At 61.9% G+C, this 24,934-nt stretch carries 28 protein-coding genes and 1 tRNA gene; 6 read left to right on the top strand and 23 right to left on the bottom strand.

Annotated elements, in window-relative coordinates; all coding sequences use genetic code 11:
- Positions 1 to 32: 32 nt before the first annotated feature.
- The 4 genes from ISX84_RS02885 to ISX84_RS02870 form a co-directional block, all read right to left on the bottom strand.
- On the bottom strand, positions 33 to 539 hold the full coding sequence (locus ISX84_RS02885; protein ID WP_195818805.1) for a hypothetical protein: 507 nt from the start codon (positions 537 to 539) through the stop codon (positions 33 to 35).
- Positions 532 to 990 (bottom strand): hypothetical protein, encoded by a 459-nt coding sequence (locus ISX84_RS02880; RefSeq protein WP_195818804.1) that lies wholly within the window; start codon positions 988 to 990, stop codon positions 532 to 534. The genes ISX84_RS02885 and ISX84_RS02880 overlap by 8 nt, the downstream gene beginning before the upstream one ends.
- Positions 987 to 2,192, bottom strand: coding sequence for a hypothetical protein (locus ISX84_RS02875; protein WP_195818803.1), 1,206 nt, complete (start codon positions 2,190 to 2,192; stop codon positions 987 to 989). Before ISX84_RS02875 ends, ISX84_RS02880 begins: the two co-directional genes overlap by 4 nt.
- 455 nt (positions 2,193 to 2,647) lie before the next feature.
- Positions 2,648 to 2,941, bottom strand: a complete 294-nt coding sequence (locus tag ISX84_RS02870) for a hypothetical protein (protein WP_195818802.1) — start codon at positions 2,939 to 2,941, stop codon at positions 2,648 to 2,650.
- A gap of 158 nt (positions 2,942 to 3,099) precedes the next feature.
- Here ISX84_RS02870 and ISX84_RS02865 point away from each other — a divergent pair, with 158 nt between their 5' ends.
- Both ISX84_RS02865 and ISX84_RS02860 read left to right on the top strand, forming a co-directional pair.
- The gene (locus ISX84_RS02865; RefSeq protein ID WP_195818801.1) at positions 3,100 to 3,312 is read left to right on the top strand and encodes a hypothetical protein; all 213 of its coding nucleotides are present in this window, start codon (positions 3,100 to 3,102) and stop codon (positions 3,310 to 3,312) included.
- A complete protein-coding gene (locus ISX84_RS02860) occupies positions 3,299 to 3,745 on the top strand; it encodes a hypothetical protein (RefSeq protein WP_195818800.1) in 447 nt (148 codons plus the stop codon). Before ISX84_RS02865 ends, ISX84_RS02860 begins: the two co-directional genes overlap by 14 nt.
- Positions 3,746 to 3,883: 138 nt before the next feature.
- Here the strand turns inward: ISX84_RS02860 and ISX84_RS02855 are convergent.
- Positions 3,884 to 3,960, bottom strand: a tRNA-His gene (locus tag ISX84_RS02855).
- A 43-nt stretch (positions 3,961 to 4,003) separates the two neighbouring features.
- The gene (locus tag ISX84_RS02850; protein ID WP_195818799.1) at positions 4,004 to 4,486 is read right to left on the bottom strand and encodes a GNAT family N-acetyltransferase; all 483 of its coding nucleotides are present in this window, start codon (positions 4,484 to 4,486) and stop codon (positions 4,004 to 4,006) included.
- 81 nt (positions 4,487 to 4,567) lie between these two features.
- Between ISX84_RS02850 and ISX84_RS02845 the strand changes: the two genes are divergently transcribed.
- Positions 4,568 to 4,765, top strand: a complete 198-nt coding sequence (locus tag ISX84_RS02845) for a DUF6324 family protein (protein ID WP_195818798.1) — start codon at positions 4,568 to 4,570, stop codon at positions 4,763 to 4,765.
- On the opposite strand, the gene ISX84_RS02840 is transcribed toward ISX84_RS02845, so the two are convergent.
- The 6 genes from ISX84_RS02840 to ISX84_RS02815 form a co-directional block, all read right to left on the bottom strand.
- Positions 4,762 to 5,220 carry an MmcB family DNA repair protein gene (locus ISX84_RS02840; protein ID WP_195818797.1) on the bottom strand — a complete coding sequence of 153 codons (459 nt, stop codon included), beginning with the start codon at positions 5,218 to 5,220 and terminating at the stop codon, positions 4,762 to 4,764. The two genes, ISX84_RS02845 and ISX84_RS02840, sit on opposite strands and share 4 nt — an antisense overlap.
- A gap of 496 nt (positions 5,221 to 5,716) precedes the next feature.
- Entirely contained in the window at positions 5,717 to 6,025 is a 309-nt protein-coding gene (locus tag ISX84_RS02835; RefSeq protein WP_195818796.1) for a hypothetical protein, read from the bottom strand.
- 43 nt (positions 6,026 to 6,068) lie between these two features.
- Positions 6,069 to 6,551, bottom strand: a complete 483-nt coding sequence (gene nusB, locus ISX84_RS02830) for a transcription antitermination factor NusB (RefSeq protein WP_195818795.1) — start codon at positions 6,549 to 6,551, stop codon at positions 6,069 to 6,071.
- The gene (locus ISX84_RS02825) at positions 6,548 to 7,099 is read right to left on the bottom strand and encodes a 6,7-dimethyl-8-ribityllumazine synthase (protein WP_195818794.1); all 552 of its coding nucleotides are present in this window, start codon (positions 7,097 to 7,099) and stop codon (positions 6,548 to 6,550) included. The genes nusB and ISX84_RS02825 overlap by 4 nt, the downstream gene beginning before the upstream one ends.
- 3 nt (positions 7,100 to 7,102) lie before the next feature.
- A complete protein-coding gene (ribB, locus tag ISX84_RS02820; RefSeq protein ID WP_195819352.1) occupies positions 7,103 to 8,227 on the bottom strand; it encodes a 3,4-dihydroxy-2-butanone-4-phosphate synthase in 1,125 nt (374 codons plus the stop codon).
- A gap of 74 nt (positions 8,228 to 8,301) precedes the next feature.
- Positions 8,302 to 8,901 carry a riboflavin synthase gene (locus ISX84_RS02815; RefSeq protein WP_195818793.1) on the bottom strand — a complete coding sequence of 200 codons (600 nt, stop codon included), beginning with the start codon at positions 8,899 to 8,901 and terminating at the stop codon, positions 8,302 to 8,304.
- A 150-nt stretch (positions 8,902 to 9,051) separates the two neighbouring features.
- On the opposite strand from ISX84_RS02815, the gene ISX84_RS02810 reads away from it, so the two are divergent.
- The 3 genes from ISX84_RS02810 to ISX84_RS02800 all read left to right on the top strand — a co-directional run bounded on the left by ISX84_RS02810 (position 9,052) and on the right by ISX84_RS02800 (position 13,624).
- Entirely contained in the window at positions 9,052 to 10,347 is a 1,296-nt protein-coding gene (locus ISX84_RS02810; RefSeq protein ID WP_195818792.1) for a capsule biosynthesis protein, read from the top strand.
- A gap of 116 nt (positions 10,348 to 10,463) precedes the next feature.
- Positions 10,464 to 11,597, top strand: coding sequence for a polysaccharide biosynthesis/export family protein (locus ISX84_RS02805; protein ID WP_195818791.1), 1,134 nt, complete (start codon positions 10,464 to 10,466; stop codon positions 11,595 to 11,597).
- A gap of 8 nt (positions 11,598 to 11,605) precedes the next feature.
- Positions 11,606 to 13,624, top strand: a complete 2,019-nt coding sequence (locus tag ISX84_RS02800; RefSeq protein WP_229884045.1) for a capsular polysaccharide biosynthesis protein — start codon at positions 11,606 to 11,608, stop codon at positions 13,622 to 13,624.
- Between the two features lies 1 nt (position 13,625).
- Here the strand turns inward: ISX84_RS02800 and ribD are convergent, their stop codons facing one another.
- From ribD to ISX84_RS02745, 11 genes are all read right to left on the bottom strand, one after another.
- The gene (gene ribD, locus ISX84_RS02795; RefSeq protein WP_195819350.1) at positions 13,626 to 14,702 is read right to left on the bottom strand and encodes a bifunctional diaminohydroxyphosphoribosylaminopyrimidine deaminase/5-amino-6-(5-phosphoribosylamino)uracil reductase RibD; all 1,077 of its coding nucleotides are present in this window, start codon (positions 14,700 to 14,702) and stop codon (positions 13,626 to 13,628) included.
- 17 nt (positions 14,703 to 14,719) lie between these two features.
- Entirely contained in the window at positions 14,720 to 15,187 is a 468-nt protein-coding gene (nrdR, locus tag ISX84_RS02790) for a transcriptional regulator NrdR (protein ID WP_195818790.1), read from the bottom strand.
- 134 nt (positions 15,188 to 15,321) lie between these two features.
- Positions 15,322 to 15,744, bottom strand: coding sequence for a secondary thiamine-phosphate synthase enzyme YjbQ (locus tag ISX84_RS02785; RefSeq protein WP_326838691.1), 423 nt, complete (start codon positions 15,742 to 15,744; stop codon positions 15,322 to 15,324).
- Complete coding sequence (locus ISX84_RS02780) at positions 15,741 to 16,019, bottom strand: HlyU family transcriptional regulator (protein WP_195818789.1); 279 nt, start codon at positions 16,017 to 16,019, stop codon at positions 15,741 to 15,743. Before ISX84_RS02780 ends, ISX84_RS02785 begins: the two co-directional genes overlap by 4 nt.
- A gap of 109 nt (positions 16,020 to 16,128) precedes the next feature.
- Positions 16,129 to 16,575: a hypothetical protein gene (locus ISX84_RS02775; protein WP_195818788.1), complete on the bottom strand. Its 447-nt coding sequence runs from the start codon at positions 16,573 to 16,575 to the stop codon at positions 16,129 to 16,131.
- Between the two features lie 124 nt (positions 16,576 to 16,699).
- The gene (gene rpoD, locus ISX84_RS02770) at positions 16,700 to 18,682 is read right to left on the bottom strand and encodes an RNA polymerase sigma factor RpoD (protein WP_195818787.1); all 1,983 of its coding nucleotides are present in this window, start codon (positions 18,680 to 18,682) and stop codon (positions 16,700 to 16,702) included.
- Positions 18,683 to 18,805: 123 nt separating this feature from the next.
- A complete protein-coding gene (gene dnaG / locus ISX84_RS02765; RefSeq protein ID WP_195818786.1) occupies positions 18,806 to 20,764 on the bottom strand; it encodes a DNA primase in 1,959 nt (652 codons plus the stop codon).
- A 71-nt stretch (positions 20,765 to 20,835) separates the two neighbouring features.
- Positions 20,836 to 21,138, bottom strand: a complete 303-nt coding sequence (locus ISX84_RS02760) for a hypothetical protein (protein WP_195818785.1) — start codon at positions 21,136 to 21,138, stop codon at positions 20,836 to 20,838.
- Between the two features lie 34 nt (positions 21,139 to 21,172).
- Positions 21,173 to 21,718, bottom strand: coding sequence for a sarcosine oxidase subunit gamma (locus ISX84_RS02755; RefSeq protein WP_195818784.1), 546 nt, complete (start codon positions 21,716 to 21,718; stop codon positions 21,173 to 21,175).
- The gene (locus ISX84_RS02750) at positions 21,711 to 24,647 is read right to left on the bottom strand and encodes a sarcosine oxidase subunit alpha family protein (protein ID WP_195818783.1); all 2,937 of its coding nucleotides are present in this window, start codon (positions 24,645 to 24,647) and stop codon (positions 21,711 to 21,713) included. The genes ISX84_RS02755 and ISX84_RS02750 overlap by 8 nt, the downstream gene beginning before the upstream one ends.
- The gene (locus tag ISX84_RS02745; RefSeq protein ID WP_195818782.1) at positions 24,644 to 24,904 is read right to left on the bottom strand and encodes a sarcosine oxidase subunit delta; all 261 of its coding nucleotides are present in this window, start codon (positions 24,902 to 24,904) and stop codon (positions 24,644 to 24,646) included. Before ISX84_RS02745 ends, ISX84_RS02750 begins: the two co-directional genes overlap by 4 nt.
- Between the last annotated feature and the right edge of the window lie 30 nt (positions 24,905 to 24,934).

The following is a 24,934-nucleotide window of genomic DNA, read 5'->3' as shown; positions in this document are numbered from 1 at the left end:
GCTACTACCTGCGCACGGTCAGACGAGGACTGTCAGGACCTCTCGCGCAAGCGCGGGTTGCCCTTCAGCTTGGCCAGCCCGATCTCTGCTTCTTGCAGCTTGTCGTGAGCGTCCTGCACAGGTGTCCAGTTCATCTCGGGGTCATCATCGATCTGATCGCGTGCCATCTGCTTGATCGACGCGCGCGCGCGCCTGATGATTTTGCGCAGCTCGCGTTCGCGGGTCACGACTTTCCCGGTCTTGCCGTCGATCACCTCACCGTCTTTCACGTAGAAATCCGGCAGGTACGAGCCCTGCGTGTCCATGTACTCAGCCCTTGCCTTGCGATGCTCATCGGCATCGAGGAAGCAGGCGCGGTGGTCTGTCAGCGCGTCCCAGCGGACTTTGAGGTAGTGATCGTCGCTGGCCTGCGGTGCACCGAAGAGGTCCTCCAGCGGGTCCGGTGGCGGTGGCCCAGGGCGCTTGAACTCTTCAGGGAACAACCTGCGCATAACGCGCTGCAGGTCGGCTTCGATCTGTGTGATCCGGTGTTCATCCATTAGGGCTTAGCTCCTCAATGACTTGGCCGCTGTGGCGTTCTGCTTCGGTGGACGAGCGCACAATGGGCGTGCCGTCATGTGCGACAGAGCTGACGATGTGGTTGGTCATGCTCGGGTAGCTCTTGAGGTTGCGCTCGTCCTGATCGGTGGCGACGCGCCAGCCCTGCTGGCGCAACGCCTCCCACCTCTCGGCGCTGGACATGTCCTTGACTTGCCTTGGGCCGGTGGTTTCGCGGAAGGATTTTTCGCGGCTGACCTTGTCGCGGGTCATGGCCTGTTTCATCTTCGGGTACATGCGTTCTTCCTTCGTCGGGGGTGGTGGTTTCTTTCCCTCGGCCTCGCCTTTTCGGGCTTGAGCAATGGCGATCATGCGACGCTTCTGCTCGCCTGCTGCGAGGGCGTCGGCCTTGTATTGGGGCATGTAGTCGGGACCGGTGTAGGCGCGCTTCAATATCCGTATTCCCTGTGATCGTGGAAGACGCCGGGGGTAAAGTCCCAGTCCTCTTCTTTGTGGTGATCCGGCTGCAGATAGAGCGGCAGGTGCTCGTCGACGGCGCGCCGTGGGTAGACGTCTGCGGCGAAGGTCAGCGCGAAGGCGTCACCGTAGTCCGGCGAGCGTCCGAGCCGGGCCTTGATCTTCTCTTTGCGCTCCAGCTTCATCCTGTTCTGGGCGTCAAATTCGATCTGCGGTGCGCTAAGATCGCTCGGCAGGATCGGTTCTTCCGGAAGATCGCCGCCCTCGATAAGCCAGAGCTTCAGCTTGTCCCACATTTCGACGCGCCTGTTGGCATAACGCTCTGGTTCGATGGCCTTGTGAGCGAAGTTCACAGCGATGACGTCATAGCCCAGCTGGGTCATGCGGTCGGTGACGGCACCGCCGATGCCACCGTCGTCGACGATCACGGCATCCGGCCTGAACTCGCGGATCATGCGACAAAGGTGGCCGACCGTCTGCATGGTGTCGGCCTTTGTAAGGGATTTGGTGGGCAGCAATTTCTTACCCCAACGCCGGGCGAAGACGGTCTTGTCATCGCCGAAGCGGGCAACATCGACGCCGATGATCTTGGGTGCACCCTGCAGCTGCCCCTCCCATGTGTCGCGGTGCATTGCTTCCATAACAAGGAACGCTGGGATCAGCGTCTCCTCGGTCGAAGCGGAAAAATCACATCCGTATTCACGCGCAAACTGGTTCTCGCTCATGGAGCCCTTCGCGCTTTCGATCTCGGACTGGGAGAGTGCGCCGGTCTGGTGCGGCAGGAACATATGGCTGCACCACTCAGGATCGTCTCCGAGGCCGCGCAGGTAGGCGCGGTGGAATTCGTCGCCCTGTCCGCGCACGGTGCCCACAAAGAGCGCCCAACCGTTCTTGTCGCTGAGAGTTGGCCGGATGGAGGTGGGCCATGCCTCGGCGGGGAAACTGGCCACCTCATCGAGGACAGCGCCGTCGAGGCCGTGCCCCCTGATGCTGTCGTGCAGGTCGGCGCTGAACAGCATGACCTCAGCCCCGTTCGGGAACACGATCTTGTTCTCGGCGGGGCGGAAGTCGATGCCGGGGATGCCCAATGTGTATTCGCGGAAGATGGGCCAGCTGATCGACTTGGCCTGTTTGATGGTGGGCGCGCTGTACGCGAACCGGCCATTGGGCAGCGCCATGGCAGCCGCGATCAGTGTGTTTACGGCCAGTACTATCTTGCCGCCCCGGCGATGTACGACGCAACAACAAAATCGGTGCTGGCTCATGGAGCTGTGAACTGTGAGTTGCCAGTCGCGCGGCTGGTATCCAGTTGTGGCCTGAGCGGCTGTTGTCAGTGGGTCTTCTGAGGAGGAGGCTGGGATTTTTTCCGGCGAAGCTCGGTAATTTTGTGCCTGTTCTTTTCTCTCCCCGAAAGTGCGCGAATTTGGGGGTACCCCCTTCGTTTGCGCAGCTTTTCGCGCTGTATGCTCACCCTGTGCTGTTTCCTCCTGCAAAGGTACACCGCCCCCCGGGGGGTGGGTGTATCCCTCTTGCTGCGGCGCGCTTGCTGGTTTGGCCACAGGTGCGACATGAGAGGGCCGCTTCATGCGTCGTACGATGCGCTGCGTTGGCGCTGGTTTGAGGGTCGGGTCGATCATGCGGCATCTACCAACTTGGTTGCGATGTGGCGCACGGCAGGGGACGTGATCCCCGCGATTTTTGCGATCCTCTGCAACTCGCCCGGTGCGAGGTTGCCAGAGGCGGTGCGCTTGGCATTGAGCAGCAAGGTCTCGACCGTGGCTTCCAATTGCTGCCGCTCAGGCGTCTGCGGCATGGGTGTGGCTTGCGGTTGGTAATCGAGTGGTGCGCTTCTGTTGAGCCACGCTCGCACCTGCTCCATGCGCAGGCCGGTGGCCAGCACGATCTTAGCGCGGATGCCGTGCGGCAAGTGTCTTAGCCCCGTAGAACTGTGCCACTATACTGGCCGACCGTTTCGACGACGCCAAAGCAGTCGAGAACCATCGCGACTACCGTCGCCGGGAGTTCGGCGAAACCAAAGAGGCACTGGTCGACGCACACCGCTTTACTGACCCCCGAGCCTACACCTTGAAACTGTCCGACTTGGCGTTTGCCGTACCGGTTCTGATCGATGCGCTGGACGATGATGACGCTTACGACTTGATCGATGAGCTGATCGCTGACGGCACACTGCCTGCAGGCACAGAACTGAAGACTCGGCGCAGAGAACGCGAGAACCAGAAAGTGAACCTGAAGTCGTTGAAGAACCTGAAGAGAGGAGCCGCTCATGGCACAGCGTAAGATCGAAGAGACCCACAATATCCCGGAGGGCTGGGGTGCCATCCCGCCGGACTGGGACCGCGTCCCGCCCGGTGCCCTGCCACGCAAACAGCGCGAGCGGATCGCCTACTGGCGGCAGGGCTGGTTCGTCAGAATGGCGGCCAAGGGCGTAGTGCCTGATCCTGCGGTCGACCAGAAGCTCGGCGCACTGGTGCTGGAGCTGCTGCCCGAACTGGTGACCAACCCGATGCAGCTGAAGCCATACTGGGACCATAAGCCGCTGGACGTCGTACTCCGTGTCTGGGCGCGCCCGCCCGTGCCGATGTTCCTGCAGCTGAAACCGCACAACCCGCGTTATGCTGTGCTGGTTCAAGCGGCCAACCACGAGGCAGGAGAGCGCCTGCTGCGCGGCCTTCTGCCGCATGCTTCGGCTATCGAACCACGCAAGGGCTGATGACTTTCCAACACTCTTTCCAACATGACCCCGGTACCCAGAACCGGGGTTTTCTTGTTCAGATGTTGGGAAAGCGTTGGAAAAAATTCTTTAAACGCCCACCGAGCGCTTCAAAAACCAGCTAAGTAGTTGATTTTATGGTACCACCTCCCCGGCTTGAACGGGGGACCTCCTGATCCACAATCAGGCGCTCTAACCAACTGAGCTAAGGCGGCACTGGGTTGGATTTAACGGCCCAATTTGCAGATTGCAAGAGGGTTAGAAGCGATAGCTCCAGCTCTGCTCCACCAGATCCTGGCCAAAGGAATGCACCGGTTTGGTGCTCTCCAACTGCCAGTCATGGGCCTTGTAGAGCGCGCAGGCCGCCTTGTGGCTTTCATGGGTCCAGAGTTGCATGCCCTGATAGCCACGGTCCTTTGCAAAGCCCATGCAGGTTTCCAACAGCCGTTTGCCCAGGCCCTTCCCCCGCGCTTGCGGGACGAGCAGGAACAGCCGCAGTTTGGCCTTCGTTTCGGACAGTCGTACACAGAAAATCGAGCCCAGGCGCGTGCCGTCTTCCTCCGCAATCCACCCCCGTTCCAACTCCGGATCATGCTCGGCGATGAAGGCATCCAGGATGTCGCCCACCAGGAGGCCAAAGCTGTCGTCAAATCCTTCGGTTTGCGCGTAGAGCCGGCCATGCTGATCCACGAGCCAATCGCGGTCATCGGCGGTGAATTGTCGGATGGTCACATTTTCCATGCCCGCACCAGAACCCAAGCTGCCTTGCCTTTCAACCCCGTGCAGGCTAGCGATGCTTCCACTTCACTCAGGAGAGCAGAGATGGGTATCGACACCGAACGCGACATTGAAGCCAATTTGCAGATCGGGCCCACCGACAAGGGCATGGTCCGGATCTATGTCGAATCGCAGGGCCTTGAAATTCCTATGGATTTTTCACCCGACGATGCCGATGAAATTGCCGATGAGATCACCGCCGCCGCCAATCGGGCGCGGAACATGCGCGGCGGCAAACGCTAACCCCAGTCCAGCCCCATGTCAGGGTCACGCAGGCCTTGCAAACGGCGCGCAGCCGTGGTCGCGAGTTTCTGAACCATCGACTTCCGGCGCGCAGCGGCCAGCTTGTCCTCCGGCCCCATGCGGATGACTTCTGCACCATAGGCATCCGCGATGATCAAGCCGGTTTCCAGCGGCAGCAGTTCCGTCGGGAAGCTGTCATCCACGGCCCAGAAGAACCGATCACACCATTCCAGGTAGCCCTGCCACTTGCTGTCTGACTGATAGTCGGCCCGGCTCGATTTGCATTCGATCACCCAGATCTCGCCCTTCGGTCCCAACCCCATCAGATCGACCCGCAACCCGCGGGCGGGCACAAGCTCTTCAACGCTTGCGAACCCGTAGCTTGCCAGAAGCCGCGCTGCGCCGCGGGCCAGAAGTTGGCCGGGTTGGAAACTCTGCAGATCATCATGCGCCATGCGCCAAATATGAACATATCGGGAACACCGTGCAAGGATATTCCTGCGCTCTGTTGCTATTGCCCCTTGTTCCCCGGGGGATGGCGGCCTAAGTGAGACGGGTGACGGGTGCTGCTCTTCGCGTGACTGGTTACGTTCCAGTGGCCTTAAGCAAATCCGAGGGAGCTGGCTCTGTCCTGGCCCTGGCCAAGTTACCTGGCGCCCACCTGTATATACAGGTCCTCGGGAATAAAAAACCAAACGGCTGCAGCGGGCCCGTCACACAGACCCGCAAGACAATTCATCGCTCAGGCAGAAATCCGATGGCGGGTCAGCGGCGCTTGTGCAGCGCCCGCTTTTCTTCGACACGGACAGGGATCAGCAATTCCTCGCGCTGCGGCTGCGCGAACGCACTGCGGATCAAACGAAGGATGAAATCGAACATTGCCAGTCTCCTTTGTCTTAGAAGATGGCACTTGATGCCGAAATGTCCAGAGGCAAATGACGCGAAATAGCGCTAACAGGACTCTTTACGCACCGTCTCTGCAACCAGCACGGGCACCCCCTGCCGGGGGCCCAAGCCACCGTCATCTCCCGCATCGGGTTTGTCCGCCATCGCGGTGATCGCCCAAGCGAATTGCACGCCGGAAAACACGATGCCGTTGAGCACCCAGAAGACGGCAACAGCCATGACGGCCACGTCCGAGCCGGACACAAGATGCCATAGATTGGCGACGTTCAGCCATAAAACAAGGAAAACAAAGGCACCCGCCGCGGCAAACCCGGTCAATGCGCTCTTCACGTATAATCTGACGACTCGCGGCATGGATTTCTCCTTTGCCCTGAGCATAGCGCCGTCACGCGCGAATTCAAAAGGCTTCCGGTTGCGCTTCGCGGGCCATGTGATCCAGCACCGCATTCACGAATTTCGGTTCCTTGCCGTCGGGGAAAAAGGCGCGCGCCACGTCGACATATTCGGTGATCACAACTTTGGGAGGCGCGTCCTTGCGCTGGAACTCTGCCCCTGCAGCCCGGAACAACGCCCGCAGCGTCGGGTCGATCCGCGCGATGGGCCATTTCGCCACCAGCGCGCGATCCGTCATCTGGTCAATCGGCGCCTGATAGTTCACCGCGTCTTCCAGCACGGCCGCGAAAAGCTCGATGTCGCCATCCTGCATCTCGTCGCCGTCATAGGTCGCGCCAAAACGGTGGTCTAGGAATTCCGCGCGCACCGCTTCGACGGTCTGCGCGGAATGCTCCATCTGGAACAGCGCCTGCACGGCGTAAAGCCGGGCGGCGGATTTCATTTTCCGGCGCTGGTTGCCGGAGAGGTTGCCATGCAGCGATGTCATGCGGTTTTGGATCCGTCACTTGAACCGGCGATCAGCGTGTCCTGCCCTGCTGGCTTGAACCCGATGCCTTTGGATTGGGAGGCCCATTTACGGGCCATCGCCACCAGATGCAAGGCCGCCGCCGCCGCCCCGCCGCCTTTGTTCTGGCCCTGCACGTCAGCCCGCACTTCGGCCTGCGCCCGGGTCTCCACCGTCAGGATGCCGTTGCCGATGCAGAGCCCCTGCAGGCCCAGCAATTGCAAGGCCCGGCTGCTGTCATTGCAGACGGTTTCGTAATGCGTGGTCTCGCCCCGGATCACGCAGCCAAGCGCCACGTATCCGTCGAAATTGCTGCGCCGGTCGGAGATGCCGATGGCCGTGGGCACTTCCAGCGCGCCGGGCATTTCCACCAGTTCCCAGGTGGCACCTGCCGCTTCGATCTCGGCTTTGGCCCCGGCCACCAGATTGTCCGCGATATCCTTGTAGTAGGGCGCCACGACGATCAGGATTTTCACCGGCTTGTCGAAGGTCGGGCGGGGCAGGACATAATGCTCTTCATTCACAGCCATGGATCACTCCTTGGTAATCGGGCGCGTGCCCACGATGGTCAGGTTATAGGCCTCAAGCCCGAGGTATTTTGTCTGTGGGCTGTCGGTCAGCAGGATCAGCTCGCTCAGGCCCAGCGTTGACATGATCTGCGCCCCGACACCGGTGCGTTTGATCGTGCGCGGGCCATCGTCTTCATCCCCGTCCAGGCGCAGCTTGGGGTGCGGCTCGCGGAACAGCAGCACGGCTCCCCGCCCCTCTTCGGCGATGATCTCCATCGCGCGGGGCAATTCATCCGCCGGGCTCGGCCCGAGGCCCAGCACATCCTCCAGCGCATTGAGCGCATGGGTTCTGACCAGCACCGGGGCATCGGAACCGATGTCCCCTTTCGACAGGATGACATGATCGGTGCCGGTGATCTCATCGGAAAAAATGCGCATGTCCCACTCCCCGCCATAGGCGGAGGTGACGGTGCGCGCGTCGCGCTGGCGCAGCAGATTGTCGTGCTTGTGGCGGTAGGCGATCAGATCGCTGATGGTGCCGATTTTCAACCCGTGTTCAGCCGCGAAATCCACCAGATCCTGCAGACGGGCCATGTCGCCATCGGGTTTCATGATCTCGCAAATCACGCCCGAGGGGTGCAGCCCCGCGAGCCGGCTGATGTCCACGGCGGCTTCGGTATGTCCGGCGCGCACCAGCACACCGCCCTGCCGCGCTCGCAGCGGAAAGACGTGACCGGGCGTGGCGATATCCGCCTGCCCCATGTCCTCATTGATGGCCACCGCCACCGTCAACGCCCGATCTGCTGCGGAAATGCCTGTGCTAACGCCCTCGCGCGCCTCGATGGAGACAGTGAAGGCCGTCTCGTGACGGGAGGAGTTGTTCACCGCCATCATCGGCAGACCCAGCGTCTCGACGCGATCTGCCGTGAGTGGCATGCAGATCAGCCCGCGCCCGTGCGTCGCCATGAAGTTGATTGCATCGGCGTCGGCAAATTGCGCCGGGATCACCAGATCACCCTCGTTTTCGCGATCCTCGTGATCCACAAGGACAAACATGCGTCCCTGCCGCGCGTCTTCGATGATCTCTTCGATGGGTGCGATGCTGGCCCGCAGATCTTTCTCAACCGGGCCGGGTGTTTCAAAGCTCATGGCGCGCGTGCCTTTCGTTTCACTTGGCAGGCTCATATCGCAGCGCCCACGCCTTGACCAGATGTGCCCGGCGCTCAGGTGCTGTGCATTTCCGCAAGGCGCGCGACGTAACGGGCAAGAGTGTCGATCTCCAGGTTGACCATATCGCCGACGGCCACATCGCCCCAGGTCGTCGCGGTCTTGGTGTGGGGAATGAAATTGATGCCGAAATCCGCTCCGTTCACGTCGTTGACCGTCAGCGAGGTGCCGTTCAGCGCCACCGACCCTTTGGGCGCGATGAACCGCGCCAGCGCCTCGGGCGCACGCAGCGTCACGCGTGTGCTGTCGCCTTCGTCTTCAACCGCGACAACCTCCGCGACCCCATCCACATGCCCGGACACGATATGCCCGCCCAATTCGTCGCCGACCCTTAGCGCCCGCTCCAGGTTGACACGTTTGCCAACCACCCAGTTATTCCGCCCGATGTTGGTCTTCTCAACGGTTTCGGCGCTGATCTGCACGTCGTACCAATCAGGCCCCAGATCCACCACCGTCAGGCAGACACCATCCGATGCGATGGAGGCACCAATATCGATGCCCTGCGTGTCATACCCCGTCTGGATACGCGCCCGCAGGTCGCCCTCCTGAACCAACGAGGTGATCGTGCCGATATCGGTGATAATGCCTGTGAACATGGCCGCCCCTCTTGCCGTCCTGACCCTGACCTAGCGGCGCGACCGATCCCTGACAAGACCCCCTGCCTTGCCGGATCATGCAGAAAATGCCATACTAAACCCGGGTGAATTCGGTGGAAGTGAAGATAGTCGTTGATCGAGGCTCGTTCTTTGTCCCCAAACGCCGTCGCATCCTCCCGCGTTTTTCTGTTCCTGCAAGGCCCGCATGGTCCGTTCTTTTTTCAGCTGGGGCGTCAGTTGCGAAAGGCCGGCGCACTGGTCTGGCGCGTGGGCTTCAACACCGGTGACAGCGTTTTCTGGCCACAGCGGCGCAGCTATGTCCCCTATCGCGGTGCGCGCGAGGGTTGGGCCGATTTCATCACAGACCTCTTGCAAGAAAAGGGCGTGACCGACCTGGTGCTCTATGGAGATACCCGGTGGATGCATGCGCAGGCCGCGACCCTCGCAAAGGCCCGCAATATCCGGGTGCACGTCTTCGAAGAAGGCTATCTGCGCCCCTATTGGGTCAGCTACGAGATCGGCGGCGCTAACGGCCATTCCCCCCTGATGGACATGCCCCTCAGCGCCATGCGGGAGGCGCAGGCGCGCGGCAGCTTTGACCCGCCGGTCCCGCCGGGTCACTGGGGCGACATGCGCCAGCACGTTTTCTACGGCGCGCTCTACCACTGGTTCGTAATGCTCTGGAACCAGCGCTACCCGCAGTTTCGCCCACATCGTTCCCTGCAGGTGAGCCAGGAGTTCCAACTCTATATCAGACGCTTGCTCCTGATGCCGTTTCAGGCGCTTGAGCGGCGCCTCGCCACCTACCGCCTGAGGCGCGGCAGGTTCCCCTATCACCTGACCCTGCTGCAGCTGGAACACGATTCCGCCTTCCAGATGCATGCGCCATTCGACACGCAGTACACCTTCCTGCGCCTCGTCATCTCGCAATTCGCAGCTGGTGCGCCCGCGCATCATCACCTGGTGTTCAAGGCCCATCCGCTGGAAGACGGGCGCGTGCCCCTGCGGCGCGACATCAGACGGCTGGCCCGTGAATATGATATCTCCAACCGCGTGCATTACCTGCGCGGCGGCAAACTGGCGGGCATTCTCAATGAGGCCCGCAGCGCCGTGACCGTGAATTCGACATCAGGTCAGCAGGCGCTCTGGCGCGGCATCCCGCTCAAGGCCTTTGGCGATGCCGTCTATGACAAGCCGGAGCTTGTTTCGGACCAACCCCTTGCCGAGTTCTTTGCCGACCCCAAACGTCCGGATCTGGGGGCATACCGGGAGTTCAGACAGTTTCTGTTACAAACAAGCCAGTTACCGGGAAGCTTCTATGCAAGCCGCGGGCGGGCGCAACTGCTGCGTAGCGTTGTTGATTTGATGCTCTCGGGGCGTGATCCCTACCAGATTGACGAGCAGCCAACCGAGGCGCCTGAGCAACAGTTGCGCGTGGTGAGATAACGCAACGCCGTCCAAACGCTGGATTTTCAAAAGTAATCGCGATAGATTAATGACCAATACGTCGGGAAAAACCGACGATTTGAGGCAGAATTCGAATTGGTCGAGGAGACCGAGCAGTGACAACTTCCGGTTTTCGGTGGGTGCGCCCCATCGCCCTTGTGACGGCTCTGGCCGTCTTGGCGTCGTGCGGGTTGCCGCATGTCGGTCCCAACAAACGCCAGATCTACAAGGGCTCCGTGAACAAGCAAGGCGACGCCTTTGTCGTGGCCGTGAATGACCGTGTGACCCGCGCCATTGCGGTTGTGCCTGCTCTGGGATTTTCCGACAGCTTCAAGAATGCCGCCCGTATCGGATCGGACACGATCCAGCCCGGCGATGTTCTGGGCCTGACGATCTGGGAAAACGTCGATGATGGGTTGCTGTCCGGAGAGACCGGCAATGCCACCCTGCTGGAAAGCGTTCAGGTCGATGGGGACGGGTTCATCTTTGTGCCCTATGCGGGCCGTATCCGCGCCGCCGGAAACTCGCCCGAATCCATTCGCCGCATCATCACGCGCAAGCTTGAAGAGCAGACACCCGACCCGCAGGTCGAAGTGCGCCGTCAGGCGGGCGATGGCTCTACCGTGTCGTTGACCGGCGCTGTGGGCGGTCAGGGCGTCTATGCCATTGAGCGTCCGACACGCACCCTCTCGACCATGCTGGCCCGCGCTGGCGGTGTCACAATCGAGCCCGAAATCGCACAGGTCACCGTCACCCGGGGCCGCGAGCGCAGCCGGATCTGGTTCCAGGACCTTTTTGACCACCCTGAACTCGATATCGCGCTGCGCGGGGGCGACCGTATTCTGGTGGAGGAAGATACACGCTCCTTCACAGCGCTGGGGGCGACCGGCGCGCAGGCACGTGTGCCGTTCCAATCGCAAAACCTCTCGGCGCTTGAGGCCATTGCGCAGGTGGGCGGGCTGGTATCCGCCACGTCGGATGCCACCGGCGTCTTTATCTTCCGGAACGAGCCGCCTGAGGTGGCCGCAGAGGTGCTGGGGCGGAATGACCTGATCGGGGCGCAGCGCATGATCTACCTGCTTGATCTGACCGAGCCCAACGGGATGTTCGTGGCCCGTGATTTCGTGATCCGCGACGGCGACACCATCTACGTGACCGAAGCGCCGCTGGCGCAGTGGAACAAGGCGGTCTCCGCCGTCTTTGGCTCGCTTGTCGGACCTGCGGCCTCCATCGACCAACTGGCAAACTGACGCCTCTGATGGGCGCGGGGAGTGACCCAAAAGCCGCCGGACAGGAGACTGCCCGGCGGCTTTATGTCTATAACGGCGGCTTTCTGACGCAAAAGCGCATGCGGCGCATTCTAACGCTCAGCGGATACGCGGTGAAGATCGGCAGCCCCGGCCCGGATGATCTGGTTGGCGTCTGGGGCATGCGGCCGACGGCTCGGCGGGGCGAGGCGGTCGCGGATCACAAGGGCGCCGAGTTGGTCCGGGTCGAAGACGCCTGGCTGCGCTCCCTGCATCCTGGTCGTGCGGGGGAGCCCCCGATGGGGTTGCTGATCGACCGGTCGGGCGTGCACTACGATCCGTCGACCGTCTCGGATCTCGAAGACCTGCTGCGCCATCACCCGCTGGACGACACCGCCCTGCTGGACGCCGCACGCGGCGCAATCGCGCGCCTGCAGGAAGCGCATCTGACAAAATTCAGCGCGGTTGATCCCACCTTGCCACCCTTGCCGCCAGGCTATGTTCTTGTCCTCGATCAAACCCGCGGCGATGCTTCAGTGACCGCCAGTGGCGCGGATCGGAACCGGTTTCTGGAAATGCTCTTTGTCGCGCAGGAGGAACATCCCGGCGCGCCCATCGTCATCAAGACACATCCAGACACTGTGGCCGGGTTTCGCCAGGGTTATTTTGAAGATCAGGACCTCTCCGACCGGGTACGCTTTCTCACCGATCCCGTCAGCCCGTGGATATTGTTCGAAGGGGCCATCGGCGTCTACACTGTTTCATCACAACTGGGGTTTGAGGCGATCTTTGCAGGCCACCGACCCCGGCTCTTCGGCCAACCCTTCTATGCAGGCTGGGGGCTGTCACAGGACGAATTTCCCGTGCAGCGCCGTCAGCGCAGCCTGACCCGTGCGCAACTCTTTGCCGCGGCCATGATGCTCTACCCGAAATGGTATGACCCCTACGCGGATCGTCTCTGCGATCTGGGCACGGCAATCGACGCCATGGCTGCGCAGGCGCGTGCGTGGCGCGAGGACCACAAGGGCTGGGTCGCCTCCGGCATGCGCCTGTGGAAACGCGCGCCGCTGCAACGCTTCTTTGGCCAGCACACACCGATGATCTTTGAAGATCAGCCTGCAAAGGCGCGCGCCACGGGGCGGCCCTGGATGGTCTGGGCAGGCAAGGCAGAGGTCGGTCACCGTGACGCTCTGCGCGTCGAGGATGGGTTTTTGCGCTCGCGCGGGCTGGGGGCGGAACTGGTGCCACCGCTCTCGCTGGTCACCGATGATCTGGGCATCTACTACGACCCTACCAAGCCCAGCCGCCTGGAAAACCTGATCGCCCGCCGAGCACAATTACGCCCGGATCAGGAGACGCGGGCGGGGGCGCTGATCAAACAACTGGTGCGCAGGCGCGTTACCAAATACAATCTTGGCGGCGCGACGGAACCCTTGCCGGAAGGGTATCGGATTCTCGTCGTCGGGCAGGTCGAGGACGACGCATCCATCAGGCTTGGTACCACTTCAGTGTCCCGCAATCTTGACCTGCTGACGGCGGCCCGGACAGCGCACCCGGCGGCGCGGATCATCTACAAACCCCACCCGGATGTCGAAGCGGGCCTGCGGGCCGGCACTTGCGAGACCGTCGATCTGGCAGACCATATCGCGGCAAAGGCGGATGTGCTGACGCTGCTGGATCAGGTGCAGGAGGTCTGGACCATGACCTCACTGCTGGGGTTCGAGGCGCTGTTGCGCGATCTGCCCGTCACCACGCTGGGTGTGCCGTTTTACGCGGGATGGGGGTTGACCACGGACCTTGGGGACGTCCCGCCGCGACGCCGCGCGACGCCCTCGCTCTGCGGGCTGGCGCATGCGACATTGATCGACTATCCGCGCTACGTTGATCCCAAGACCGGCCTGCCCTGCCCTGTCGAAGTGGCCGTCGACAGGCTGGCGGAGGGCGATCTCCCCCCGCCCGGCCACGCAAACCGACTCCTGTCAAAGCTTCAGGGGCTTCTGGCCAGCCGCGCGCATCTCTGGCGGAGATGAGTTACCCTGAGGCGCGCTGCCAGATGTGCAGCACGTCCCCTCCGATGGTCTGGTTTTGCTTCAGCACATAGCGCTGCGCCTGCGCCAGATGCCCAAGACCCAAGGCCCCGACGGAGGGCAGCCCCTCCGCCCCGATGGCAAGACCGGCCGTAAAGCTGACCAGCTCATCCACCAGATCCGCTTCGATCAGGCTTGCCGCCAACGCGCTGCCGCCTTCGCAAAACACCCGGGTGAGCCCATGTGAGGCCAGTTGCCGCAACAGGTCCTGCGGGTCCAGCTGCCCGCCCTTTGCCGCGCAGGGCAGAAGCGTGGCACCCAGATCGTGCCAGGTCTGCAGCAGCGTCCCGTCCGCATCATGGCCGTGGCAGAGGATCACCGGTACGTCCTTTGCCGTGCGGGCCAGACCACTCATCAACGGCAAGTCGAGACGGCGGCTGACAACAACCCGCGCCGGTTGCCAATCGACGCCCAGACCCAGCACCGTCAGGCTCGGGTCGTCCTTGCGCGCCGTCCCGCCGCCGACCATCACCGCGTCGTGCCGCGCCCGCATGGCATGCACGGCACGGCGCGCGTCCGGCCCGGTGATCCACTGGCTTTCGCCGGTACCGGTGGCAATGCGTCCATCAAAACTGCTTGCCAGCTTTAGAGTTACAAAAGGCCGATCAGTGTCGAGCCGGGTGAAGAAACCTGCATTCGCCGCCCGCGCTTCACGTTCCAGGAGGCCGGTATGCACCTCGATGTCCGCCGCGCGCAACATCGCGCACCCCTGCCCCGCAACCCTCGGATCGATGTCTTCCACCGCGACAAAAACCCGCGCCACGCCGGCGTCGATGAGAGCCTGCGCGCAGGGTGGCGTCTTGCCGTGATGTGCGCAGGGTTCGAGCGTGACATAGACATCGGACCCCAGTGCGGCAGGACCTGCCTGCGCCAAGGCTTCCGTCTCCGCATGCGGCCTGCCACCGGGCTGCGTCCACCCGCGACCGATCACGCGCCCGCCTTTGACGATAACGCACCCGACCGCCGGGTTCGGCCATGTCCGCCCCAGCCCGCGCCGACCCAGGGACAGCGCAAGCGCCATGAAACGGGCGCGCGCGCTCACTCTTCCGGTGGCACGTCCGGCCGCAATTCGCTGACAAATTTATCGAAATCATCCGCAGCCTGGAAGTTCTTGTATACGCTGGCAAAACGCACATAGGCCACGGTGTCGATCCGTGCCAGCGCCTCCATCACGATCTCCCCGATCTGCTTGGAATTGATGTCCGTCTCGCCCATGCTTTCCAGCCGCCGCACGATGCCGGAGATCATCTGGTCGATCCGATCGGGATCAATCGGGCGTTTCTGCATCGAGATGCGGATGGACCGTTCGAGCTTGTCACGGTCGAAATCCTCGCGCTTGCCGTTGGATTTGATCACCACCAGATCGCGCAGCTGTACCCGTTCGTAGGTCGTGAACCGCCCGCCGCAGGCCGGACAGAACCTGCGGCGCCGGATCGATACGTGATCCTCCGCGGGCCGGCTGTCTTTCACCTGAGTGTCAATGTTTCCGCAAAACGGGCAGCGCATGGGCCGTCCCCCTTCATGTTGTCTATCTGCCTCTTTGTGGGATCGCCGCCCCACTTATCCACACTTATAGGCGAGCGCCTAAGTTTTGGGTAGAGGGGATTTGTGCACCAACATGTGGTAGGCGAAATGCGCTCTCAGCCGTTGCTCAGAAATGACACCGCAACGCGGCGGGTGTGTGGCCGTGTGCGATGTTCAAAGAGGTAGACGCCCTGCCAGGTACCCAGCATCAACTGCCCGTCTGTGACCGGGATCGACAAATATGTGGGCAGCAGCGCGGCCTTGATATGCGCGGGCATGTCGTCTGGACCCTCGTAGGTGTGGGTCAGATAGGACATGGACGGATCAGTGGCGGGCGGCACAAGGCGGGCAAAGAAATTGGCAAGGTCGGTCTGCACCTCCGGGTCAGCGTTTTCCTGAATGAGCAGGCTGGCCGAGGTGTGGCGGACAAAGAGCGTGAGCAGCCCCGACCCTGTCAGGCGCGGGATCTGATCCGTGAACTCGTACAGCCCCTGGCCGCCAGTGGCGATGGTGATCTCCACCGTTTGGTTACTTGTCACCTAAAAATCCGCTCGCCCTGCTCATCGATCACCTGCTTGGCCTTGCGGAAACAAGCCTTTTGCGCTTCTTCCAGACCCTGCACGGTGTCTGCGCGGATCAGCTGATGGCTGAGTGTCTCGCCATCCACGTCTTTCTCGATCAGCGCGGAGACACGGTAAGTGTTGCCTTCTGCAACGGGCGTGGCGGTGATCCGGAACCCCTCATAGGTTTCGGTCGATGCCTCTGATGCGGTGCCCTTGTTCCCGCCGCCGAATAGTTTTTTTAGCAATGACATTGAGCGCCTCTTCGATGTTTCGTGCAGCCTAACGGGGCATAGTTCATTGGGAAAGTCACTAGGATGAAAACCAGCTGAGCACTCAATATGAAACCCAAGAGCAGTCGCCTCAATCGGTAAGAATGCGCAGTGCCTCCGCCGGTGTGTGTACAGCCTTCAAACCATGCAACGCGAGTTTATCCGCGTTCTTCTGGAAATCCTTTGTGTTCGTCGTCACAAAGACATCACGTTCGGCATTGAAGTGCGCCCAAAGCATGTGAACATCGCACCACGCGTTCCGCCATTTATGAAAATTCACGTCGTGGAGTTCCGCCTGTGTCAAACCCGGCGGCAATTCGCGGTCAGTGTTTGGGAACATAGCTGTCCAAAGCGCGCCGATGCGCTCTTCAAACGTGTCATCTACGACAACGGACATGTCCCAACAGGTCAAGTCAAAAACGAGCGGGCCCCTGACACGATCAAGATCGCCCCAGCCAAGCGCATCTATGCGTGTGTTGAACTGAGTCGCCGCAGGTGGAAATTCTTTTGAACCTCTCAGAGCCTCGGACGCGGACACCGTCGTAATCCCCACGGATATCTGACCGGATCTGTGTGCCGCGATTAAAAGGTTGACGTCTTTAGCAGCCTCCTCGCCATTTTCGACGGCGAGGAGGCAATTCCAGTCAAGCGTGTAAGTGGCCTTACTGATCGAGGAAACTTCGCAGTTTCCGCGAGCGGCTCGGATGCTTCAGCTTCCGTAGCGCTTTCGCTTCGATCTGGCGGATACGTTCGCGGGTCACGCTGAACTGCTGGCCCACCTCTTCGAGCGTGTGATCAGTGTTCATCCCGATGCCAAACCGCATGCGCAACACGCGTTCCTCGCGCGGTGTAAGGGACGCCAGCACCCGGGTTGTGGTTTCTTTGAGGTTTTCCTGAATGGCGCTGTCCAGAGGGAGCACGGCATTCTTGTCCTCAATGAAATCGCCCAGCTGGCTGTCTTCCTCGTCGCCAATCGGCGTCTCCAGCGAGATCGGCTCCTTGGCGATCTTCATCACCTTGCGGACTTTCTCAAGCGGCATCTGCAGCTTCTCGGCCAGCTCTTCCGGCGTCGGCTCGCGACCGATCTCGTGCAGCATCTGGCGCCCGGTTCGGACCAGTTTGTTGATCGTCTCGATCATGTGCACGGGGATACGGATCGTGCGCGCCTGATCCGCAATGGACCGGGTGATCGCCTGACGGATCCACCAGGTCGCATAGGTCGAAAATTTATACCCGCGACGGTATTCGAACTTGTCCACAGCCTTCATCAAGCCGATGTTACCTTCCTGAATGAGATCAAGGAATTGCAGCCCGCGGTTCGTGTATTTCTTGGCGATGGAAATCACCAGACGCAGGTTCGCCTCGACCATTTCCTTCTTGGCCTGACGCGCCTCTTTCTCGCCCTTCTGAACCTGCTGCACAATGCGGCGGAATTCAGAGATGTCGAGACCGACGTATTGGCCAACCTGTGCCATATCCGTGCGCAGTTCTTCGACTTTGTCGGTGGAGCGTTCGATGAACATCTGCCAGCCGCGACCGGTCTTCTCGGCCATGCGCTCCATCCAGTTCGGGTCCAGCTCGTAGCCGCGATATTCGTCGATGAATTCGCGGCGGTTGATCCGCGCCTGATCCGCCAGTTTCACCATCGCGCTGTCGATCTGCATGATCCGGCGGTTGATGCCGTAAAGCTGGTCGATCAAGGCTTCGATACGGTTGTTGTGAAGGTGCAGTTCATTCACCAGCAGCACGATTTCCGAGCGCAGTTTCTGGTAGAGGTCCTCGTCGGACTGCGAAAAGGTGCCATCCTCGTTCAGCGTCGCGGAAATCCGGCTGTCCTGCATTTCGCTGAGCTTGACGTAGTCGTCGGCAATGATGTCGAGCGCTTCCAGCACCTGTGGCTTCAGCGCCGCCTCCATCGCGGCCAGCGACATGTTGGCCTGATCGTCATCATCGTCATCGTCGTCCTGGGCAATCGGATTGCCATCGGCATCCAGCTCCGGGCTGGCCTCTTCCTTTTTCTCTGCCGTGCCGTCGGCGGCAACCACGGGCTCGTCAACGGCGCCGTCTTCATCCATCTGGTTGCCGAAGGTCGCCTCAAGGTCGATCACATCGCGCAGCAGGATTTCTTCGGACAGCAATTCATCGCGCCAGATCGTGATCGCCTGGAAGGTCAGCGGGCTCTCGCAGAGACCCGCAATCATGGTGTTGCGGCCAGCCTCGATGCGTTTGGCGATCGCAATCTCGCCCTCGCGGCTCAGCAGTTCGACCGAGCCCATCTCGCGCAGGTACATGCGCACCGGGTCATCGGTGCGGTCCAGCTTTTCGGAGGTGCCGGAGCCCAGCGTGACCTCACGCGTGCCTTCGGTGGTCGTCAGCTCTGTCGACCCCTTGGCTTCTTCTTCCTCGGCGTCTTCGTCTTCGATGATGTTGATGCCCATCTCGGACAGCATCGACATCACGTCTTCGATCTGTTCGGAACTCACCTGGTCAGGCGGCAACACCGTGTTCAGCTGATCGTAGGTGATGTAGCCTTTTTCGCGCGCCTCGCCGATCATCTTCTTGACGGCGGCCTGGCTCATATCAAGCGAATGGCCTGCGTCCTGATCGTCTGGTTTCGCATCGGTGTTGCTGTCTTTGGCGGCCATGCACTGCTCCTCAAGGGTCTCATCGATTCGCTCGCCCGAATCACTAGGGAATCATCTAGTGGTTTTGGGTGATTCGGCCACCCGTTTACCTTCTTTTTCTGCCGGTTTCCCGTTCAAATATGGTTAACCACCCGGTTTCTGGTGCTTAATGGCATCAAGTAATGCATCCAGCGCACCGCGTTCCTCCCGACTGATTCGCGCACCATTGTCTCCCAGATCGTATTCGGCCGTGTCCTCCTGCCCGCTTCTGCGGGCCCGGTCTGCGGCCTGTGCGGCTTCGGACAACCGCCAGGTCAGGCCCTCGTCCGCCACGCCGTTGAGATCTTCAACCGCTTCGGCAATTTCTGCGTCGAGGCCCCGTGCGCTGTGCAATTTGGCCAGTTCTTCGGCCACCGTCATGCGCGCCTTTTCCACATCCCCAGGGGACCGGATGCACGGCACAATGGCGACATGGCGTTGGGCCAGCAGGTTTTCAAGGGTCTCGGCGCCAAGAGCATCGGATATACGGGTGCGTAGGGTGTCCCCATCCAGGTCCATATCCCGCAGCAACAGTTGCCGCAGATCGGCGTGGAGCGGATCGGTGCAACGCATCTGCTCGATGCCGGACTCAAATGGCTCGATCACCTCCGGGCAGGTCACCAGTGCTGCAAGGATAACCGCTTCGCGCAGATGTTCCGCCGTACGGCTGTCGTCCGAAGCGGCAAGCACGGAGGCCTTGGTCGAGGCCAAGGCACTTGCCGGTGCGCCTTTCCAGCGCCCCTGCCCCTTGCCCGACTTACCCCCACCTGACGGCCGCGCGGGCCGAAACAGCTGCCACCGCAAGTCCTTGATTTCCTGACCATAGTGGCCGCGGATCGACGGGTCCTTGATGGTCATGATCCGGTCACGCAGCGCCTTGTCGAGCGCCGCCTTACGCTCCGGGCTGTCGAAAACCTTGCCCTCGGTCTCTCGTTGCCAGAGCAACCGCACCATCGGCAGCGCCTCATCCAACAGCTTTTGCAAGGCGGGCGCGCCCTGCTCGCGCAGCAGATCGTCGGGGTCCTTGCCCGGCGGCATGATCGCGAACCGCAAGGACCGCCCCGCCTCCAGCAGCGGCAGCGCCAGATCGATCAGCCGCATCGCCGCGCGCAGACCCGCCGTATCGCCATCCAGCGCGATGATCGGTTCCGGCGCGATCCGCCAGAGCATCTGCAACTGGTTGTCCGTGATCGCCGTGCCGAGCGGGGCCACAGCGGCTTCAAAACCGGCGGAGGCCAGGGCGATGACATCCATATATCCCTCGGCCACGATCAGCGGCTGGCCTTTCCCGGCAGCCGTGCGCGCGGGGCCCTGATTGTAAAGGCTGCGCCCCTTGTCAAAGAGTTCGGTTTCCGGAGAGTTCAGATATTTGGCGTTGTCATTGGGGTCCATCGCCCGGCCGCCAAAGGCAATCGCACGCCCCCGCGCATCGCGAATGGGGTAGATGATGCGGCCCCTGAAGGTGTCATAGGGCTTGCCCCCCTTGGACGAGGGTTTGGCCAGCCCTGCATCGAGGATCAGCTGATCTTCCACGTTCTTGGCCTTGAGATGGTCCCAGAGGCCCTGCCACTGATCCGGCGCAAAGCCGATCTCCCAACGCTCCAACGTCTCGGCACCGAGCCCCCGCCGCTCCAGATAGGCGCGCGCCTCTGCCGCCGCCCCGGTATTCAACTGCAGGCGGAAAAACCTGACCGCCTGCTCCATGACCTCCGCCAGTTGGGTGCGTTTATCTGCTTTTTGCTGGGCCTGCGGGTCGCGCGCGGGCATCGGCATGCCCGCCTCTCGCGCAAGAATTTCCACGGCTTCCATGAAACCGACATTCTCCGTCTCGCGCACAAAGGAAATCGCATCCCCCTTGGCGTGACAGCCAAAGCAATAGTAGAATCCCTTGCGGTCATCGACGTGAAAACTGGCGGATTTTTCCTGATGAAACGGGCATGGCGCCCACATGTCACCCTTGGCCTGATTGGATTTGCGCTGATCCCACATGACCTTGCGCCCGACAACTGATGTCAGGCTCAAACGGGTGCGCAATTCATCAAGGAATCCGGGCGGCAGGCTCATGGCGCAAGTATCAGCCCAGGCCTTGGCAGAGTCCAGTGGCCGCCCAGGAAATTACCGCAGGACGCGCAGCATTACTGCGCGAGACAAGCCTCTTTCCAGACCTCGGCCAGATCATTGTCGCGCACGTCCTTGCGCGGCATTTCGTAGATCCACGGGGTGACCAGCGGGATCGCATTGTTGAACTTCGCAGGCCAGGCCGGGTCACCGGCCAGAACCGTTTCCTGCACCTTGGCTTCCTTGACGCGGTCCAACCGTGCCTGACGCACGGCCGCCACAACCTCAGCCTGATACCCACAGCTGACTTCCTTCTCGCTCTGGGCAACCGCAGGCAAGGCGGTCAGGGCGATGGCGCCGACCAATACAAAACGCAACATTTATACTCTCCGCATCGATTTCGATGGGCGCACCTTAGCCGCGCGCTGCGACGGCTTCCATAGCCTGTTTCAGATCGTGCACCAATGTGCCGGCCATGGCGCGAAACACGAGGATCAGGAAGCTGTCTGCCCCGACCCGCGTGATCGATCCATTCATATGCATGATCAGTGTGCGCGCCGTATGGCCGCGTTTGAAATGCGCCGCCCGCAGATCAATGGGCACCAGCCGCGCCAGCACCTCCTCGGCACGCTCTCCAGTGACCGTGACACTGGCCCAGGCGTCGCTTTGATCCGTCAGCGCCGCGTTCTGTGCCAGCCGGTCATCGCAGGATGGTCCCGCCAGCAGAACCATATCGCGCCCGAACCAGAGCGCGCGGCTCCCGTCCTTGCCCGTTGCCCGGTTGGCCGCCGGATAGGCAAGGCCATGTGCCGCTTTGAAGTCTTCTGCCGCCTCCGTCGCCCGTCCCTTGTAAGGTGCGATCGAGGTCAGGCGCCCCAAATCGACCTCAGCCACGGAAACACCGCCAATCGTCATCGGCAGAAGACCGGCGCAGGGGCTTTTCGCACTCAGTTCAACCACGGGTCCGCTCTCCTTCCGGGTCGACAAAACCGGGTGAACAAATCTCCACCTCTGTTTCGATCCCGCGCAGATGATCGACCAGCCGCAGGGTTTCGCCCATCCGCTCCGGCCCGCGTTTGACAAAGCCCAATGCGATGAAATGGCCAAGCGTTGGCGAAAAGCCGACGGAGGTCACGTAGCCCTGATCGTTCTCGCGTGTCGCCGCCGCGTCCCGCGCAAAGAGATGCGCGCCCGCCGTCAGCTCCTTGACCGCGCCGACAGGTTTCAGCCCCACCAATCGCTCCCGGTCAGGCTCCACCAGCCCCTCGCGCGCGGCCATCGCCTGACCGATGCAATCCTTCTTGGCGCTGACCATGCGGGCGAACCCGATGTCGAACGCCGTGGTGCGCCCATGGATTTCGGCATGGGTGATGTGCCCTTTTTCGATCCGCAACACGTTCAGGGCCTCCATGCCGTAAGCGCCCCCGCCCAGAGCCTCCGCACGCGCCAGTAACAGCTTGAACAGGCTTTCCCCGTAGCGCGCGGGCACGGCCACTTCATAGGCATGTTCGCCCGAGAAGGAGATGCGGAAAAGTCGCCCCTGCACACCGGCCACACCCACAGGACCACAGGCCATGAAAGGCCAGCTTTCATTGTCGATGCGGTCGTCCAGCAGATCGTTCAGCACCTCGCGCGATTTCGGCCCGGCGACGGCGAACTGCGCCCATTGCTCGGTCACGGAGGTGAACCGCACATCCAGATCGGGCCGCAACACCTGATGCACGAACTCCAGATGCCGCATCACGCTGCCCGCCGCCGCCGTGGTCGTGGTCATCACGTAGTGCTGTTCCCCCAGTCGCGCCGTGGTGCCATCGTCCATCACATAGCCGTCTTCGCGCAGCATCAGGCCATAGCGCACGCGGCCAACCTTCAAGGTGGAGAACGTGTTGGTATAGACCATATCCAGCAGCGCGGCGGCACCCAGCCCCTGAATATCGATCTTGCCCAGCGTCGAGACATCACAGATGCCCACCGCATTACGCACATATCCGACCTCGCGGTCACAGGATTGCCGCCAATGAGTTTCGCCGGGTTTCGGGAAATAGCTGGGGCGATACCACAGCCCCGCCTCGATCATCGGTGCGTCCATGGTGACGCTGGTGGCGTGGGAGGTTGTCAGGCGCCGGGGCGCAAAACCTTCTCCCTGCGCCCCGGCGCCAAAGGCCGCAAGCGCCACGGGCGTGAACGGCGGGCGGAACGTCGTCGTGCCGGTTTCGGGAATTCCCCGCCCGGTGGCATCTGCCAGCAGGGCAAGGGCGGCCACGTTTGAATTCTTGCCCTGATCGGTCGCCATGCCCTGCGTGGTGTAGCGCTTCATGTGCTCGACGGAGCGGAAGTTCTCAGTGGCCGCCTGTTTGATGTCTTTCACGGTGACATCGTTCTGAAAGTCGAGCCACGCCCGTCCCTTCCCCGGCACCGCCCAGAGCGGCGAGAGGCGATAGGGGCTGTCCTCCGCATCGGGGACAGCGCCGCGGGGCACCTTCAGGCCCAGCTCTTTCAGCGCGGATTTCGCAGCCGCCGCACCGGCAGCAAGACAGGCGGCGGTGCTGAAATCGCCCTTGCAGGCACCTGCGACCTCCAGCCCCGGCACGCTGCCCGGAGTAGGTACGAAACTGGCGATATCCTCGCGCCACGTAGGCCGCCCGTTCATATGACAGGTCACATGCACGGTCGGGTTCCAGCCACCCGACATCGCCAGACAATCGACCTCAAGCTCTTCGGTGATGCCGTCGGATTTCACCGCAATGCGCTTAAGGCCCAGACGCCCGGTGCTGCCGGTGACCAGGCCCCCTGAGTAGGTCGGAAACGCGTGCCCCTTCAACTCTGCATCCGGGCGGCTGTCGATCAGGGCCGCGACCTCGACACCGGCCTCGATCAGATCGGTGGCTGTCCGATGCGCATCATCATTGTTGCCAAAAACCGCGACCCGCTGGCCCGGGCTGACCCCCCAGCGGTTCAGATAAGCACGCACGGCCCCCGCCGTCATGATGCCAGGGCGGTCGTTGTTCTCAAATGCAATGGGCCGTTCAAGGGCACCGGCAGCAAGGATCGCGCGCTTTGCCACGATACGCCAGAAGGTTTCCAGCGCGGCCCCCTCCGCCGGGACCCGACGGTGGCTGCTCACCCGCTCCAGAGCCGCATAGGTGCCATGATCATAAGCCCCGACAAGCGTGGTCCGGGTCATCAGCCGGACGTTCTCCATGCTGCGTAACTCGGCCACGGCCTCTGTGGCCCAGTCGCTGCCCGGCATGCCATCCACGATATACGTCTCTGCATTGAGCCGGCCCCCCATGCGGCTGTCCTCATCCAGCAGAAAAACGTCGGCCCCGGCCCGGCCCGCCGTGAGTGCGGCCATCAACCCGGCAGGTCCAGCCCCGATCACCAGCAGATCGCAGAAGGCATAGGCCTTCTCGTACGTATCCGGATTGTGTTCGCCGCTCAGCCCGCCCAGACCGGCAGCGCGGCGAATGACCGGCTCGTAGAGCCTTTCCCAAAACGCGCGCGGCCACATGAAGGTCTTGTAATAGAACCCCGCCCCCAGAAACGGCCAGGCCAGATCATTGACCGCCATCACATCCGTTTTCAGCGAGGGCCAGGCATTTTGAGAGCGAACGCGCAGCCCGTCATAAACCTCCTGCGTGGTGGCCCGCACGTTCGGCTCCTGTGCCGCGCCATGCCCAACGGTCAAAAGTGCATTGGGCTCTTCGCTGCCGGCGGTCAGAACGCCGCGGGGGCGGTGGTACTTGAACGATCGCCCCATCAACCGCTGCCCTGCGGCCAGCAGCGCGGAGGCCACCGTATCCCCCTCAAATGCCGAATACCCGATCTCGTCGAACTGAAAGCGCAGCTTTTTCGACCGGTCGATCAGCCCCTTGCCGTCAATCCTCATGCCGGCGCCTCCACCAGTGCGACGGAATGCACCTCATGAGTGGTGGTGTCACGTTCCACCACCAACCAGCTGCCGCACCCGGCCTCATGATGCCACAACTCCCGACGCACACCCGCTGGGTTGTCGCGAAGATGCAAGTAATCATCCCAGGCCGGGATATCCGCATCCCGCGCGGGCCGAGCGCAGGCAACCGCATCGCCTTGATAGTAAAACTCGCGGCGATCCCGTGCCCCGCACATCGGACAGGTCAAGCGCATGGTCCGACCCACCTTTTCTCTTGGCTATAA

Source organism: Roseobacter sp. MH60115 (genome assembly GCF_015644665.1).
In the GTDB taxonomy this organism is placed as follows: domain Bacteria; phylum Pseudomonadota; class Alphaproteobacteria; order Rhodobacterales; family Rhodobacteraceae; genus Roseobacter.
Note: the sequence above shows the minus strand (reverse complement) of the source record. Positions and strands in the feature narration are given on the sequence as shown.